General features: G+C 60.6%; 13 protein-coding genes. All 13 read left to right on the forward strand.

What is annotated here, in order from left to right:
- The first annotated feature begins 6 nt into the window (after nucleotides 1-6).
- The 13 genes from ASG68_RS10680 to ASG68_RS10740 all read left to right on the forward strand — a co-directional run bounded on the left by ASG68_RS10680 (nucleotide 7) and on the right by ASG68_RS10740 (nucleotide 15,445).
- Nucleotides 7-1,173 carry an NADH-quinone oxidoreductase subunit E gene (locus tag ASG68_RS10680; RefSeq protein ID WP_062576396.1) on the forward strand — a complete coding sequence of 389 codons (1,167 nt, stop codon included), beginning with the start codon at nucleotides 7-9 and terminating at the stop codon, nucleotides 1,171-1,173.
- A 12-nt stretch (nucleotides 1,174-1,185) separates the two neighbouring features.
- Nucleotides 1,186-2,490, forward strand: coding sequence for an NADH-quinone oxidoreductase subunit NuoF (gene nuoF, locus ASG68_RS10685; protein WP_062576398.1), 1,305 nt, complete (start codon nucleotides 1,186-1,188; stop codon nucleotides 2,488-2,490).
- A 4-nt stretch (nucleotides 2,491-2,494) separates the two neighbouring features.
- On the forward strand, nucleotides 2,495-3,112 hold the full coding sequence (locus ASG68_RS10690; RefSeq protein WP_062576399.1) for a hypothetical protein: 618 nt from the start codon (nucleotides 2,495-2,497) through the stop codon (nucleotides 3,110-3,112).
- A 103-nt stretch (nucleotides 3,113-3,215) separates the two neighbouring features.
- Entirely contained in the window at nucleotides 3,216-5,297 is a 2,082-nt protein-coding gene (gene nuoG / locus ASG68_RS10695; protein ID WP_062576403.1) for an NADH-quinone oxidoreductase subunit NuoG, read from the forward strand.
- A 21-nt stretch (nucleotides 5,298-5,318) separates the two neighbouring features.
- Nucleotides 5,319-6,362 carry an NADH-quinone oxidoreductase subunit NuoH gene (nuoH, locus tag ASG68_RS10700; protein ID WP_062576405.1) on the forward strand — a complete coding sequence of 348 codons (1,044 nt, stop codon included), beginning with the start codon at nucleotides 5,319-5,321 and terminating at the stop codon, nucleotides 6,360-6,362.
- A gap of 64 nt (nucleotides 6,363-6,426) precedes the next feature.
- Nucleotides 6,427-6,918, forward strand: a complete 492-nt coding sequence (gene nuoI / locus ASG68_RS10705; RefSeq protein ID WP_062576406.1) for an NADH-quinone oxidoreductase subunit NuoI — start codon at nucleotides 6,427-6,429, stop codon at nucleotides 6,916-6,918.
- Between the two features lie 137 nt (nucleotides 6,919-7,055).
- The gene (locus ASG68_RS10710; protein WP_062576408.1) at nucleotides 7,056-7,670 is read left to right on the forward strand and encodes an NADH-quinone oxidoreductase subunit J; all 615 of its coding nucleotides are present in this window, start codon (nucleotides 7,056-7,058) and stop codon (nucleotides 7,668-7,670) included.
- Nucleotides 7,671-7,698: 28 nt separating this feature from the next.
- The gene (gene nuoK, locus ASG68_RS10715; RefSeq protein ID WP_025426592.1) at nucleotides 7,699-8,007 is read left to right on the forward strand and encodes an NADH-quinone oxidoreductase subunit NuoK; all 309 of its coding nucleotides are present in this window, start codon (nucleotides 7,699-7,701) and stop codon (nucleotides 8,005-8,007) included.
- A gap of 7 nt (nucleotides 8,008-8,014) precedes the next feature.
- The gene (gene nuoL, locus ASG68_RS10720; protein ID WP_062576411.1) at nucleotides 8,015-10,036 is read left to right on the forward strand and encodes an NADH-quinone oxidoreductase subunit L; all 2,022 of its coding nucleotides are present in this window, start codon (nucleotides 8,015-8,017) and stop codon (nucleotides 10,034-10,036) included.
- Nucleotides 10,036-11,547 (forward strand): NADH-quinone oxidoreductase subunit M, encoded by a 1,512-nt coding sequence (locus ASG68_RS10725; protein WP_062576413.1) that lies wholly within the window; start codon nucleotides 10,036-10,038, stop codon nucleotides 11,545-11,547. The genes nuoL and ASG68_RS10725 overlap by 1 nt, the downstream gene beginning before the upstream one ends.
- 18 nt (nucleotides 11,548-11,565) lie before the next feature.
- On the forward strand, nucleotides 11,566-13,005 hold the full coding sequence (gene nuoN / locus ASG68_RS10730; protein WP_062576416.1) for an NADH-quinone oxidoreductase subunit NuoN: 1,440 nt from the start codon (nucleotides 11,566-11,568) through the stop codon (nucleotides 13,003-13,005).
- Nucleotides 13,002-13,760, forward strand: coding sequence for a biotin--[acetyl-CoA-carboxylase] ligase (locus ASG68_RS10735; protein WP_062576418.1), 759 nt, complete (start codon nucleotides 13,002-13,004; stop codon nucleotides 13,758-13,760). Before nuoN ends, ASG68_RS10735 begins: the two co-directional genes overlap by 4 nt.
- A 17-nt stretch (nucleotides 13,761-13,777) precedes the next feature.
- A complete protein-coding gene (locus ASG68_RS10740) occupies nucleotides 13,778-15,445 on the forward strand; it encodes a ribonuclease J (RefSeq protein WP_062576420.1) in 1,668 nt (555 codons plus the stop codon).
- Nucleotides 15,446-15,447: the final 2 nt, after the last annotated feature.

Genomic DNA, 15,447 nt, shown 5'->3' on the forward strand with positions numbered 1-15,447 from the left:
GGAAGAATGTCCGTTCGTCGACTAGCCGATGAAAATGTCCAGCCAGCGGCCTTTGCCTTCAACAAGGACAACGCCGTCTGGGCCAAAGCCACGATCAAGAAATATCCGAAGGGTCGCGAGCAATCCGCGGTCATTCCGCTGTTGATGCGGGCACAGGAGCAGGATGGCTGGGTCACCAAGGCTGCGATCGAATCCGTCGCCGACATGCTGGCCATGCCGTATATCCGCGTATTGGAAGTAGCGACCTTCTACACCCAGTTCCAGCTGAAGCCGGTGGGCACGCGTGCGCACGTCCAGGTTTGCGGCACGACCCCCTGCATGCTGCGCGGTTCGGAAGACTTGATCAGCCTCTGCAAGAAGCGCATCCATCCCGACCCGCTGACGCCGAACGAAGCCGGCACGCTGTCCTGGGAAGAGGTTGAGTGTCAGGGGACCTGCGTCAACGCGCCGATGGTGATGATCTTCAAGGATACCTATGAAGACCTGACGGTTCCGCAGTTGGAATACATCATCGACCGTTTCGACGCAGGCAAGGGTGCCGACGTCAAGCCGGGTCCTCAGATCGACCGTATCTTCTCCGCTCCGGTCGGTGGCCTGACCACGCTGCTGACGCCGGAAAAGAAGCCGGTCGCGCCGCGCGCCAAAAAGGTTGCCGAAGACGCCGCTGTCAGCGTGCCGCCGTCGAATGCCGGCCGACCGAAGACGGATGCTCCGGAAACCGACCCGACCCTGAAGACGCCGGTGACTGCCAAGGCTGCCTCCGCAGCCAACGACAAGGCCGCGGGCGAGACGAAGGCCGAAGGTGGAAATGTCGCGAAGGTCGAGACCGGTGCAGCAACGCCTGCCGCGCTCGTGAGCAAGCCGGCCGCTGCGGCTGCCAAGCCCTCGCTTGAGGACAAGAACCGTCCTGCCGGCATCGAACGCCCGGCTGCACCTGACGATCTCAAGCTGATCTCGGGCGTCGGTCCGAAGATCGAAGGCATTCTGCACGAACTCGGCATCTTCACCTTCGCGCAGGTCGCGGGCTGGAAGAAGGCCGAACGCGAATGGGTCGACGGCTATCTGAATTTCAAGGGCCGCATCGAGCGCGACGACTGGATCAAGCAGGCCAAGGCCTTGGCCAAGGGCGGCGAAGCCGAATACATCAAAGTTTTCGGCAAGAAGCCGCGATAGGACAGATGAACCATGCTGGACGATAAAGACCGCATTTTTACGAATATCTACGGCATTCATGACAAGTCGCTGAAAGGCGCGATGAGCCGTGGCCATTGGGATGGCACCAAGCAGATCCTGGAAAAGGGCCGAGACTGGATCATCAACGAGATGAAGGCTTCGGGTCTTCGTGGTCGTGGCGGCGCAGGCTTCCCAACCGGTCTCAAGTGGTCCTTCATGCCGAAGGAATCGGACGGCCGTCCGCATTACCTCGTCGTCAATGCCGACGAATCCGAGCCCGGTACCTGCAAGGACCGTGACATCATGCGCCACGACCCGCATACGCTGATCGAAGGCTGCCTGATTGCGAGTTTCGCCATGGGCGCGCACACCGCCTATATCTACGTTCGCGGCGAATATATCCGCGAGCGTGAGGCGCTGCAGGCCGCGATCGATGAATGTTACGATGCCGGCCTTCTCGGCGCTAACAACAAGCACGGCTGGGACATGGACATCTTCGTCCATCACGGCGCCGGCGCCTATATCTGCGGCGAGGAAACCGCGCTGCTCGAAAGCCTGGAAGGCAAGAAGGGCCAGCCGCGCCTGAAGCCTCCGTTCCCAGCCAATATGGGCCTCTACGGCTGCCCGACGACTGTCAACAATGTCGAGTCGATCGCCGTTGCCCCGACCATCCTGCGCCGTGGCGCCAGCTGGTTTTCGGCCATCGGCCGTCCGAACAATGTCGGCACCAAGCTGTTCATGGTCTCCGGCCACGTCAATCGCCCTGCCACATTCGAAGACGCGATGGGTACGCCGTTCCGCGAGATGATCGAGCGTCATTGCGGCGGTATCCGTGGCGGTTGGGATAACCTTCTCGCTGTCATCCCGGGCGGCTCGTCCTGCCCGGTCGTGAAGGCGGAACACATCATCGACGCCCCGATGGATTTCGACGGCATGCGCGACGTGAAGTCGTCGTTCGGCACTGCAGCGATCATCGTCATGGACCGCTCGACCGACATCATCAAGGCCATCTGGCGCCTCGCTGCCTTCTACAAGCACGAGAGCTGCGGCCAGTGCACGCCGTGCCGTGAAGGCACCGGCTGGATGATGCGCGTCATGGAGCGCATGGTTCAGGGCCGCGCCCAGAAGCGCGAGATCGACATGCTGTTCGATGTCACCAAGCAGGTCGAAGGTCATACGATCTGCGCGCTCGGTGACGCGGCGGCATGGCCGATCCAGGGCCTGATCCGCAACTTCCGCCCGGAGATGGAGGCGCGGATCGATCAGTACACCCGCAATTCCACCTCGCATGGCGCGGTGCTGCAGGCAGCGGAGTAGCACAATGATCAAGTCCGATCACGGAACGAACAAGGACAAAGAGGCAGGCACTGCCGGTCCGGGCTTCGCTTCCGGGGTTGGCAGCGGTGAAGACCCGTTCGGCATGGCCGAGTGGTTGAAGGAATTGCCGAAGGTGCCGCTGCATCCGCTGATGCAGCATCCGGCGGCGGCGTTTGCGGCAGCCACCGCGATTGGGATCGGCATGACCAGCCATGTGGCGGGCTTCATGCTTGGCGCGATGCAGGGCATGGCGGAACGGGCTCAGGCGGTAGCGCCGGCTGAAGAGGCAAAGGCTGAAACGGCAGGGCAGGCGCCCGCCGAAAAGCCAGAGCCAAAGGCCGCATCGGAGGCTAGGCCAGCTGCGAAGGTCGAGAGACCGAAGCGGCTGAAGGCGGCGGCCCGGGTGGTGGAAGCCAAGGCGGACGACTTGAAGAAGATTTCGGGCATCGGCCCGAAGCTGGAGCAGGTTTTGAACGGAATGGGCATCCACCGTTATGCGGATGTCGCGCTGTGGACCGATAAGGATGTGCAGCGCTTTGACGAGCAGTTGGGTTTTGCCGGACGGATCGTCCGCGATGGCTGGGTCGAGCAGGCAAAGGCCCTGATGAAGGGCAAGAATTGAAAGTTTCGGATGGCGCCGCAAGGGCGTCGTTCAAAGATTGGCGTGCCTAATAATATTGGTCTGCCGCTGATGCTGGCAGACGAAGGACAGGATTGAGACTACGATGGCAAAGCTGAAAGTCGACGGAAAAGAAATCGAAGTTCCGGATCATTTCACGCTGCTTCAAGCATGCGAAGAAGCCGGCGCCGAAGTTCCGCGCTTCTGTTTCCATGAACGGCTGTCGGTCGCCGGCAACTGCCGCATGTGTCTGATCGAGGTGAAGGGCGGACCGCCGAAACCGGCTGCGTCCTGCGCCATGGGCGTGCGCGACCTGCGTCCCGGCCCGAACGGCGAAGCCCCGGAAGTCTTCACGACCACGCCGATGGTCAAGAAGGCCCGCGAAGGCGTCATGGAATTCCTGCTGATCAACCATCCGCTGGACTGCCCGATCTGCGACCAGGGCGGCGAATGCGACCTGCAGGACCAGGCCATGGCCTTCGGTGTCGATTCGACCCGCTACAACGAGAACAAGCGCGCCGTCGAAGACAAATATATCGGCCCGCTGGTCAAGACTGTGATGAACCGCTGCATTCACTGCACGCGCTGCGTCCGCTTCACCACCGAAGTCGCCGGCATTGCCGAACTTGGCCTGATCGGCCGTGGCGAGGACGCCGAGATCACCACCTACCTCGAACAGGCCATGACCTCCGAGCTGCAGGGCAATGTCGTTGACCTCTGCCCGGTCGGTGCGCTGACCTCCAAGCCCTATGCCTTCAATGCCCGTCCTTGGGAACTCGGCAAGACCGAATCCGTCGACGTGATGGACGCTGTCGGCTCGGCCATCCGCGTCGATACCCGTGGCCGCGAAGTCATGCGTGTCATGCCGCGCGTCAATGAGGAGATCAACGAAGAATGGATCTCCGACAAGACCCGCTTCATCTGGGATGGCTTGAAAACCCAACGTCTGGACCGTCCGTATGTGAAGAAGAACGGCCGCCTGCAGCCGGCGACCTGGAACGAGGCCTTCGGCGCCATCAAGGCAGCCGTTGCCAAGACCAGCGCTGACCGGATCGGCGCGATCGCCGGCGATCTCGCTTCCGTCGAAGAAATGTATGCGCTGAAGGAACTGATCACCGCGCTCGGCTCGAAGAATATCGACTGCCGCCAGGATGGCTCAGCTCTCGACCCGTCGCTCGGCCGCTCCAGCTACCTGTTCAACCCCACGATCCAGGGTATTGAAAGTGCCGACGCCCTGCTGATCATTGGCTCGAACCCGCGTTTTGAAGCATCAGTTCTCAACGCCCGTATCCGCAAGCGCTTCCGCATGGCCAACTTCCCGATCGCCGTGATCGGCGAGCAGGCCGAACTGCGTTACTCCTACGAATATCTCGGTGCTGGCACGGATTCGCTGGTCGAACTGGTTGCCGGCAAGGGCAAGTTCCTGAGCGTTCTGAAGAAAGCCGAACGTCCGATGATCATCATCGGTCAGGGGGCAATCTCCGGCGACAACGGCGCTTCGGTTCTGGCTGCTGCTGCGAAGCTTGCAGGTGCTGTCGGCGCTGTCACTGCAGACTGGAACGGCTTTGCCGTTCTTCACACCGCCGCCTCGCGCGTCGGTGGCCTCGATCTCGGCTTCGTGCCGGGCGAGGGGGGCAAGACCGCAACAGAGATGCTGACGGCCACCGACGTCCTCTTCCTGCTCGGCGCGGACGAAATGGACTTCTCCGGCAAGACCGCCGGTTTCACCGTCTATATCGGTTCGCACGGCGATGAAGGCGCGCATGGCGCCGACGTCATCCTGCCGGCTGCGACTTACACCGAAAAGTCGGGCACCTGGGTCAACACCGAAGGCCGCGTCCAGATGGGCAATCGCGCCGGCTTCGCGCCGGGCGATGCACGCGAAGACTGGGCGATCATCCGCGCCTTGTCGGACGTTCTCGGGAAGAAGCTGCCGTTTGATTCGCTTGGCGAACTGCGCGGCAAGCTCTACGCGGCGCACCCGCATTTCGCCGATGTCGATACAATCGCAGCAGGCGCAAGCGGTGAAATTGCCGCACTTGCACAAAAAGCCGGTGAGATGGCCAAATCGGTATTTGCGTCTCCGGTCAAAGACTTCTATTTGACGAACCCGATAGCACGCGCATCCGCCGTCATGGCCGAATGTTCGGCTTTGGCACGCAACAATTTCAAAGCTGCGGCGGAATGAGAGCGAAGGAATAAGACGACAATGGACGCTTTCATTTCGACCTATGTCTGGCCAACGGCCATCATCATCGGCCAGTCGCTGCTGCTTCTGGTCGCGCTCCTGATCTTTATTGCCTACATCCTGCTTGCCGACCGCAAGGTCTGGGCTGCGGTTCAGCTGCGCCGTGGACCGAATGTGGTAGGTCCGTGGGGACTTTTCCAGTCCTTCGCCGACCTTTTGAAGTTCGTCTTCAAGGAGCCGGTCATTCCGGCCGGCGCCAACAAGGCGCTGTTCCTGCTGGCACCACTGGTTTCGGTGACGCTGGCGCTGGCGGCCTGGGCCGTCGTTCCGCTCAACGAAAACTGGGTGATGGCCAATATCAATGTCGGCATCCTCTATGTCCTCGCCATATCTTCACTGGAAGTTTATGGCGTCATCATGGGCGGCTGGGCATCGAACTCGAAATATCCGTTCCTGTCCGCGCTTCGCTCCGCGGCCCAGATGGTCTCGTATGAAGTCTCGATCGGTTTCGTCATCGTCACCGTCCTGCTCTGCGTCGGATCGCTGAACCTGACGGACATCGTCAATTCGCAGAAGGACGGCCTCGGCACGATGATGGGCCTTCCGGGATCTTTCCTGGATTGGTACTGGCTGCCGCTGTTCCCGATGTTCATCGTCTTCTTCATTTCGGCGCTGGCCGAGACCAATCGTCCGCCCTTCGACCTCGTCGAAGCGGAATCGGAACTGGTCGCCGGCTTCATGGTCGAATACGGCTCCACCCCGTACATGATGTTCATGCTCGGCGAATATGCCGCCATCTGCCTGATGTGCGCGCTGACGACGATCCTGTTCCTCGGCGGCTGGCTGCCTCCGGTCGACGTCTGGTTCCTCAACTGGGTCCCGGGCATCATCTGGTTCGTCCTCAAGGCTTCGATGGTGTTCTTCATGTTCGCCATGGTGAAGGCCTTCGTGCCACGCTATCGCTATGACCAACTGATGCGTCTCGGCTGGAAGGTCTTCCTTCCGCTGTCGCTCGCCATGGTCTTCATTGTTGCAATTACGCTGAAACTGGTGGTGTGGGCCTGATGTTCGCAAACCGTTTCACACAGTCAGCCGGCGCCTCCCAGGCCGGCACGTATGGAGGTTGATGATGGCAAGTATCTCGCAAGCCGTCAGTTCGCTGTTCCTCAAGGAATTCGTGGGCGCGTTCTTTCTGTCGATGCGCTATTTCTTCGCGCCGAAGGCGACGCTGAACTATCCGTTCGAGAAGGGGCCGGTTAGCCCGCGCTTCCGTGGCGAGCATGCGCTGCGCCGTTATCCGAATGGCGAGGAGCGTTGCATCGCGTGCAAGCTGTGCGAGGCGATCTGTCCTGCTCAGGCGATCACCATCGAAGCCGGCCCGCGCCGCAACGATGGCACGCGCCGCACGGTGCGTTACGACATCGACATGGTGAAGTGCATCTATTGCGGTTTCTGCCAGGAAGCCTGTCCGGTAGACGCGATCGTCGAAGGTCCGAATTTCGAATTCGCCACCGAGACGCGCGAAGAACTCTACTACGACAAGGAGCGGCTGCTCTCCAACGGCGACCGTTGGGAACGTGAAATCGCCCGCAACATCGCAATCGACTCGCCTTACCGCTGAGACTTTTGCACCGGGACGACGTCCGCCGCCGAGGCGGGCAGTATTCAGATTGAGGCGTTGGCCGGGCACTCCGGTACGCCAGCGGGCAGGGTGGTTCTGGCCATGCCCGCCCGGGGAAGACGAAAAAGGCACCGATCATGGGTCTGCAGGCTCTTTTTTTCTATCTATTTTCGTTCGTCGCGGTCGCGTCGGCGTTCATGGTCATTTCTGCGCGCAACCCGGTTTACTCCGTGCTGTTCCTGATCCTGACCTTCTTCAATTCGGCGGGGCTGTTCCTGCTGACGGGCGCCGAGTTTCTGGCGATGATCCTGCTGGTGGTCTACATCGGCGCGGTTGCCGTTCTCTTCCTCTTCGTCGTCATGATGCTCGACATCGACTTCACGCAGCTGCGGTCGGGCGTGCTTGAATATGCGCCGGTCGGCGCGCTGATCGGCCTCATTCTGGCAGCTGAACTCATCATCGTGATCGGTGGCAGCACGCTTTCGCCTGAGATCGCCAAGACGATCTCGATGCCGATCCCGGCAATCGCCGATCGCACGAACACGGCCGCGCTCGGCGACGTGCTCTACACCCACTATGTCTATTTCTTCCAGATCGCCGGCCTTGTGCTGCTGGTGGCGATGATCGGCGCAATCGTGCTGACGCTGCGCCATCGCGAGAACATCAAGCGCCAGGACATTCCCACGCAGGTTGCCCGTTCGCCCAAGACCGCTGTCGAAGTGGTCAAGGTGAAGTCGGGGCAGGGCTTATAAGACGGACGCGAGGTCAAGGAACATCATCATGGAAATCGGTATTTCCCATTATCTGACCGTCAGCGCCATCCTGTTCACACTGGGCGTCTTCGGCATCTTCCTCAACCGGAAGAACGTCATCGTCATCCTGATGTCGGTGGAACTCATCCTGCTTGCCGTCAACATCAACATGGTCGCCTTCTCGTCGTTCCTGAACGACATCACCGGCCAGGTGTTCGCGCTGTTCATTCTGACCGTCGCGGCTGCGGAAGCCGCCATCGGTCTTGCAATTCTCGTCGTCTTCTACCGCAACCGCGGCTCCATCGCCGTGGAAGACGTCAACATGATGAAGGGCTGATCGGGCTATGAATACGATTATTCAAGCTATCGTTTTCCTGCCGCTGATCGGCTTCCTGATCGCGGGTCTGTTCGGCACCTCGATCGGCGCCAAGGCTTCGGAATACGTTACCAGCGGTTTCATGATCATCGTCGCGGTTCTGTCCTGGATCGTGTTCTTCAACGTCGCGCTCGGCGAGACGGAGATGATCAAGGTCACGGTGATGCGCTGGATCCAGTCCGGCAGCTTCGACACCGAATGGGCCTTCCGCGTCGATACGCTGACGGCTGTCATGTTCGTCGTCGTCAACTCGGTCTCCTGCCTGGTTCACATCTATTCGATCGGGTACATGCACCACGATCCGCATCGGCCGCGCTTCTTCGCCTACCTGTCGCTGTTCACCTTTGCGATGCTGATGCTGATCACCTCCGACAACCTGCTGCAGATGTTCTTCGGCTGGGAAGGCGTGGGTCTGGCGTCCTATCTGCTGATCGGTTTCTGGTACAAGAAGCCGTCCGCGTCGGCCGCTGCCATGAAGGCCTTCATCGTCAACCGCGTCGGCGACTTCGGTTTCGCGCTCGGCATCTTCGGCGTTTTCGTTCTGTTCGGCTCGATCAGCTTCGAGACGATCTTCGCCGCTGCCTCGACCTATCTGCCGGCTGGCGAAGCCCATGGTGCCGCCACGGATGGCGCCCATGCAGCGGCTGAAGCCGTGATCAATCTCTTCGGCATGCATCTCGACAAGGCCCATGCGATCACGGCCGTCTGCCTGCTGCTCTTCATGGGCGCGATGGGCAAGTCTGCGCAGTTCCTGCTGCACACCTGGCTGCCGGACGCGATGGAAGGCCCGACGCCTGTTTCGGCGCTGATCCATGCCGCAACCATGGTCACCGCCGGCGTCTTCCTCGTCGCTCGCATGTCGCCGCTGTTCGAACTGTCGCACACGGCCCTGATCGTCGTGACGCTGGTCGGCGCTATCACCGCCTTCTTCGCGGCGACCGTCGGCCTCGTGCAGAACGACATCAAGCGCGTCATCGCCTATTCGACCTGTTCGCAGCTCGGCTACATGTTCGTGGCGCTCGGCGTCGGCGCCTATGGCGCGGCGATCTTCCACCTGTTCACGCACGCCTTCTTCAAGGCACTGCTGTTCCTTTGCGCCGGCTCGGTCATCCATGCCGTCGATGGCGAGCAGGACATGCGCTACATGGGCGGCCTGCGCTCGCACATCAAGCTGACGTTCTGGATGATGATGATCGGTACACTGGCCATCACCGGTGTTGGTATTCCGTTCCTGGGCTGGGGCTTTGCCGGCTTCATCTCTAAGGACATCATCATCGAAAGCGCCTATGCGGCCCATTCCCCGCTGGCCGGTTTCGCCTTCACGATGCTGGTCATCGGCGCCTGCTTCACCAGCTTCTATTCCTGGCGCCTGATCTTCATGACCTTCTACGGCAAGCCGCGCGCTTCCCATGAAGTCATGCATCACGTCCATGAATCGCCGATGGTCATGCTCGTGCCGCTGTTCATCCTCGGCGTTGGGGCTATTGCGGCCGGTATGGCGTTCGAAAGCCGCTTCTTCGGTCACCACTATGCCGAGTTCTGGCAGGGGGCGCTCTATACGGGACCGGAAAACGAGATTCTCGAGCACTTCCATCACGTTCCCGCACTGGTAAAGCTCAGCCCGTTCATCGCCATGCTGCTTGGTTTTGCGACCGCATGGTACATGTATATCCGGTCGCCTGGCACGCCGCGTTACCTCGCCGAGCAGCATCGAGGTCTCTACCAGTTCCTGCTCAACAAGTGGTACTTTGACGAACTCTACGACTTCCTGTTCGTCCGTCCGGCCAAGCGCATCGGTACCTTCCTGTGGAAGGAAGGTGACGGTCGCGTCATCGATGGCTTCGGCCCGAACGGCATTGCCGCCCGCGTCATGGATGTCACCGACCGCGTCGTTCGCCTGCAGAGCGGTTACCTCTATCACTACGCCTTCGCGATGCTGATCGGCATTGCCGCACTTGTTACCTGGATGATGCTCGGGAGTTCCCTCTGATGACCGACTGGCCTATTCTTTCGTTGGTCACCTTCCTGCCTCTCGCAGGTGTCCTTCTGCTACTCCTGACGCGTGAAGACAGCGCGTCGGGCCGCCGCAACATTCTCAACATTTCGCTTGCTACGACGATCGTGACCTTCTTCGTGTCGGTCTGGGTCTGGGCGAGCTTCGACTATGCCAATCCAGGCTTCCAGATGGTGGAAAAGCATGCCTGGCTCGGCACCGGAATTTCCTATCATCTCGGCGTCGACGGCATTTCGATGCTGTTCGTCGTGCTGTCCGCCTTCCTGATGCCGTTCTGCATTCTGGCAAGCTGGGTGACGATCGAAAAGCGCCTGAAGTCCTACATGATCGCCTTCCTGCTTCTGGAAGTGTTCATGATCGGCGTCTTCGTCTCGCTCGACATCGTTCTGTTCTACGTCTTCTTCGAAGCCGGCCTGATCCCGATGTTCATCATCATCGGCGTCTGGGGTGGCAAGGACCGCGTCTACGCGTCCTACAAGTTCTTCCTCTACACGCTGCTCGGCTCGGTGCTGATGCTGCTCGCCATCATGGCGATGTACTGGCAGGCCGGAACGACCGATATCGCCGAACTGCTGGCCTATCAGTTCCCGCGCCAGATGCAGACTTGGCTATGGCTCGCCTTCTTCGCCTCGTTCGCGGTGAAGATGCCGATGTGGCCGGTCCATACCTGGCTTCCGGATGCGCACGTTCAGGCGCCGACGGCTGGCTCCGTCATCCTGGCGGGCGTTCTCTTGAAGCTCGGCGGTTACGGTTTCCTGCGCTTCTCGCTGCCGATGTTCCCGCTGGCCTCGGATTATTTCGCGCCGTTCGTGTTCACGCTCTCCGTAGTCGCTATCATCTACACCTCGCTTGTGGCGATGATGCAGACCGACATCAAGAAACTGATCGCCTATTCCTCGGTTGCCCATATGGGTTACGTGACGATGGGTATCTTCGCTGCCAATACGCAGGGCGTGCAGGGTGCGATCTTCCAGATGCTGTCGCACGGTATCGTCTCCGGCGCGCTCTTCCTTTGCGTCGGCGTCGTCTATGACCGTCTGCATACCCGCGAAATCAGCGCCTATGGCGGTCTGGTCAACAACATGCCGAAATACGCGGTGGTCTTCATGATCCTGACCATGGCCAATGTCGGTCTACCGGGAACTTCGGGCTTCGTCGGTGAAATCACGACGCTGCTCGGCGCCTTCCGGGCTAACACCTGGGTTGCCTTCTTCGCCACGACCGGCGTCATCTTCTCTGCCTGCTATGCGCTCTGGCTTTATCGCCGGGTCATCTTCGGTGCACTGGAGAAGGAAAATCTGAAGTCGATGCTCGATCTTTCGGGCCGGGAAAAGGTGCTTCTCTATCCGCTGATCGTGCTCACCATCTTTTTCGGCGTCTATCCGGCTCCGGTGTTCGATGCGACGGCAGCCTCGGTGGATGTACTGGTCAACAACTACACTGCAGCCGTGCAGGCGGCGCATGATGTCGCGCTTCACGCGGAATGACGACGGGACGGGATTGAAATGACTGCTGAAACATTCCTCGCAAGCCTGCACCTGTCGACGCCGGAACTCATTCTTGCGGTCGGCGCCCTGGTTCTGCTGATGATCGGTGTCTTCTCGGGAGAGAAGGCGTCTGGGCTGGTGACAACGCTCGCGGTCATCCTTCTCGCCGTGGCCGGCGCCGTTGTCTGGCAGACCGGTGATGGCCAGGCCTATAACGGCGCATTCCTGTCGGATGCCTTCGGCCGGTTCATGAAGACCCTGACGTTGATCGGCTCGATCGTCGCGCTGATCATGTCGGCGGGCGAGGCGCGATCGGCCGGGATCAACCGTTTCGAATTCCCGGTCCTGATCGTCCTTGCGACACTCGGCATGCTGCTGATGATTTCGGCCAACGACCTGATCTCGGTCTATCTGGCGCTCGAACTGCAGTCGCTCGCTCTCTACGTCGTCGCCGCGATGAACCGCGACAATCTGCGCTCGACGGAAGCCGGCCTGAAATATTTTGTTCTCGGCGCCCTGTCTTCGGGCATGTTGCTCTACGGCATGTCGCTGGTCTACGGTTTCACCGGCCATACCGGCTTTGAAGGCATTGCCACGGCTCTCTCGGCGGAAACCCGTTCGCTCGGGCTCGTCTTCGGTCTCGTCTTCATTCTAGCTGGCGTTGCCTTCAAAATCTCGGCCGTGCCGTTCCACATGTGGACGCCGGACGTATACGAAGGCGCGCCGACCCCGGTCACCGCCTTTTTCGCGGCCGCTCCGAAGGTCGCTGCGATGGCGATGCTGATCCGCCTGGTGATCACGCCGTTCCAGCCGATCGTCCATGACTGGCAGCAGGTCATCGTCTTCATCTCGATCGCCTCCATGGTGCTTGGCGCGTTTGCGGCGATTGGCCAGACCAACATCAAGCGACTGATGGCCTATTCGTCGATCGGTCACATGGGCTATGCGCTCGTCGGTATTTCGGCGGGCTCGATGGCCGGCGTTCGCGGCGTGCTGATCTACATGCTGGTCTATATGGTCATGACGCTCGGTACCTTCGCCTGCATCATGGCGATGAAGCGCAAGGACGGCAATCACGTCGAGAATGTCGATGATCTCGCCGGCCTGTCGCAGACCAACCCGCTGATGGCGACCGTGCTGACCGTGATGATGTTCTCGCTGGCCGGCATCCCGCCGCTCGCAGGCTTCTTTGCAAAGTACTTTGTGTTCATGGCGGCGATCGAGGCGCATCTGTACGCGCTGGCCATCATCGGTGTTCTCGCTTCCGTTGTCGGCGCCTACTACTACCTGCGCGTCGTCAAGCTGATGTGGTTCGATGATCCGAAGGGTGAATTTGCTCGTCCGTCCGGCGTCCTGAGGCTCGTTTATGGTCTGTCCGGCCTGTTCGTGCTGGCCTATGTCCTGGTTGGCGGCTGGATCGGTACCGCGGCGGAAGTCGCTGCCCGGACCTTCTTTTGACCGGAGGAAACCGGATTTCGCTCGATGATTTCCGGCACACAGCGCTAGGTGACGTCGGGTCGACGAATACAGAATGCCTGAACCGTGCGCGCGCCGGCGACCCGGGCCTGCACTGGATCACGGCAACACGACAGATTGCCGGTCGGGGACGTCGGGGCAGGTCCTGGGTTTCGGAAGCCGGCAATCTCTATGCGTCGCTGTTGCTGATCGACCCGGCCCCCATGGACAGGCTGCATTCGCTGCCGCTTGCCGTGGCGGTGGCAGTGCAGAACGTGATCCAGTCGGTCATGCCAACGGGATCCGAGCCGGTCATGATCAAATGGCCGAACGATATTCTGATTGAAGGCAAGAAGTGCTGCGGTATCCTGCTTGAAGGTGAGGGCTTGCCAAACGGTCATCACGCCCTTGTCATCGGTATTGGCATCAATGTCGCGTTGGTACCGGATCACGGGCTTTATCCTGTCACGAGTTTGCATGCACAGGGGGCATCCGTCTCGCCCGAGGACCTGTTCGCCCGCCTGTTCGTCAGCATGGCGGAAGCGCTGCGGGTTTGGAACCATGGTCAAGGTATTGCCGAGATTATCGCGCAATGGCGGTCTGCGGCCGGCGGGATCGGACAGAAGATTACCGTCAACCTGCCGGACCACTCGCTTTCCGGCCGGTTTGAAGGCATAGATGAAGAAGGCCGGCTGATGCTTGATCTTGGAGCAGGCGCGGTTCAGCGTATCGCCGCCGGCGATGTATTTTTCGGATAAAAAGGCGCAATCTTTCAATGAGCAAACAAGACGAACTCGTCTTCCTGCCGCTGGGCGGTGTTGGGGAAATCGGCATGAACCTGGCCCTCTACGGCTATGGCGCGCCATCCCACCGCCAGTGGATCATGGTCGATTGCGGCGTGACCTTCCCGGGGCTTGATCTGCCTGGGGTCGATCTGGTGCTTCCCGATATCCGGTTCCTGGCGGAGGAGCGCAAGAACCTCAAGGGCATCATCATCACCCACGCCCACGAAGATCACTACGGTGCGCTTGCCGACCTGTGGCCGGGTCTCAATGTGCCGGTTTACGCCTCGCCGTTCACCGCCGGCATGCTGGAAGCCAAGCGTAGCTACGAGCGCAGCCGTGCCGATGTACCGATCACCATTTTCAAGGAAGGCGACCGCATTAATGTCGGTCCCTTTGAGATCGAGGCGGTTGGTGTCAACCATTCGATCCCCGAGCCGATGTCGCTGGTTATTCGTACGCCGCTCGGCAATGTCGTCCACACCGGCGACTGGAAGATCGATCACGCGCCGTCGCTCGGACCGTTCACCGACGAAGCCCGTTTCCGCGCAATCGGTGACGAAGGCGTTCTGGCGCTGATGTGCGACAGCACCAATGCGATGCGCGACGGCGTTTCTCCCTCGGAAGAGGAAGTTTCCGCCAGCCTCACCAAGATCATCGAGGATGCCGAAGGACGCGTTGCGATCACCACCTTCTCCTCCAATGTCGGCCGCATCCGCTCGATCGCCAAGGCGTCCGCTGCTGCGGGTCGTGAGGTCCTGCTTCTCGGCAGTTCCATGAAGCGCGTCTGCGATGTCGCGCGTGACGTCGGCCTGATGGAAGGGTTGAATCCGTTCATCGCCGAAGATGAATTCGGCTATATCCCGCGCGACAAGGTCGTCGTGATCCTGACGGGCAGCCAGGGCGAATCCCGCGCCGCTCTTGCTAAGATCGCGCGCGATGAGATGCGCAATGTTGCGCTGACCGCCGGCGACACGGTCGTTTTTTCCTCGCGTGCCATTCCCGGCAACGAGAAGGCGATCAACGACATCAAGAACGGCCTGGTGGAGCAGGGCATCCACATCGTCACCGATACCGAGGCGCTGGTGCATGTTTCCGGCCATCCACGCCGCAACGAATTGCAGCAGATGTATGCCTGGACGCGGCCGCAGATGCTGGTGCCGGTGCATGGAGAGGCTGCGCACCTGACCGCGCAGGCGGAGCTTGGCCTCCAGTCCGGCATCCAGACCGTTCCGCGTGTGCGTAATGGCGATATCCTGCGGCTGGCGCCAGGTCCGGCGACCGTGATCGGCGAAGCGCCGCATGGCCGCATCTACAAGGATGGCGGCCTGATCGGCGATTTCGACGAGATGGGAATTGGCGAGCGCCGCAAGCTCTCCTTCGCCGGTCATGTCTCCGTCAATGTGGTTCTCGACGAGCGCTACGATTTCGCGTCCGATCCGATCGTCGTCCCTATCGGTCTGCCGGAATTTGACGACGAGGGCGAGGACATGAACGACACGCTCTACGATGCCGTGCTCGGCGCCGTCGAAAGCATTCCGCGCGGCAAGCGCAAGGATCTTGCGATGGTGACGGAAGCCGTGCGCCGTGCCGTCCGCAGCATGGCGAACGAGGTCTGGGGTAAGAAACCCCTGGTGACAGTGTTCGTCAACAGGCTCTGAGA

Source organism: Rhizobium sp. Leaf453 (assembly GCF_001425605.1).
Classification (GTDB): domain Bacteria; phylum Pseudomonadota; class Alphaproteobacteria; order Rhizobiales; family Rhizobiaceae; genus Pararhizobium.

Bases quoted from the DNA above. Each gene is read 5' to 3' on its own strand.
- ASG68_RS10680 (WP_062576396.1), top strand. From the start codon at position 7: ATGTCCGTTCGTCGACTAGCCGATGAAAATGTCCAGCCAGCGGCCTTT.
- nuoF (WP_062576398.1), top strand. From the start codon at position 1,186: ATGCTGGACGATAAAGACCGCATTTTTACGAATATCTACGGCATTCAT.
- ASG68_RS10690 (WP_062576399.1), top strand. From the start codon at position 2,495: ATGATCAAGTCCGATCACGGAACGAACAAGGACAAAGAGGCAGGCACT.
- nuoG (WP_062576403.1), top strand. From the start codon at position 3,216: ATGGCAAAGCTGAAAGTCGACGGAAAAGAAATCGAAGTTCCGGATCAT.
- nuoH (WP_062576405.1), top strand. From the start codon at position 5,319: ATGGACGCTTTCATTTCGACCTATGTCTGGCCAACGGCCATCATCATC.
- nuoI (WP_062576406.1), top strand. From the start codon at position 6,427: ATGGCAAGTATCTCGCAAGCCGTCAGTTCGCTGTTCCTCAAGGAATTC.
- ASG68_RS10710 (WP_062576408.1), top strand. From the start codon at position 7,056: ATGGGTCTGCAGGCTCTTTTTTTCTATCTATTTTCGTTCGTCGCGGTC.
- nuoK (WP_025426592.1), top strand. From the start codon at position 7,699: ATGGAAATCGGTATTTCCCATTATCTGACCGTCAGCGCCATCCTGTTC.
- nuoL (WP_062576411.1), top strand. From the start codon at position 8,015: ATGAATACGATTATTCAAGCTATCGTTTTCCTGCCGCTGATCGGCTTC.
- ASG68_RS10725 (WP_062576413.1), top strand. From the start codon at position 10,036: ATGACCGACTGGCCTATTCTTTCGTTGGTCACCTTCCTGCCTCTCGCA.
- nuoN (WP_062576416.1), top strand. From the start codon at position 11,566: ATGACTGCTGAAACATTCCTCGCAAGCCTGCACCTGTCGACGCCGGAA.
- ASG68_RS10740 (WP_062576420.1), top strand. From the start codon at position 13,778: ATGAGCAAACAAGACGAACTCGTCTTCCTGCCGCTGGGCGGTGTTGGG.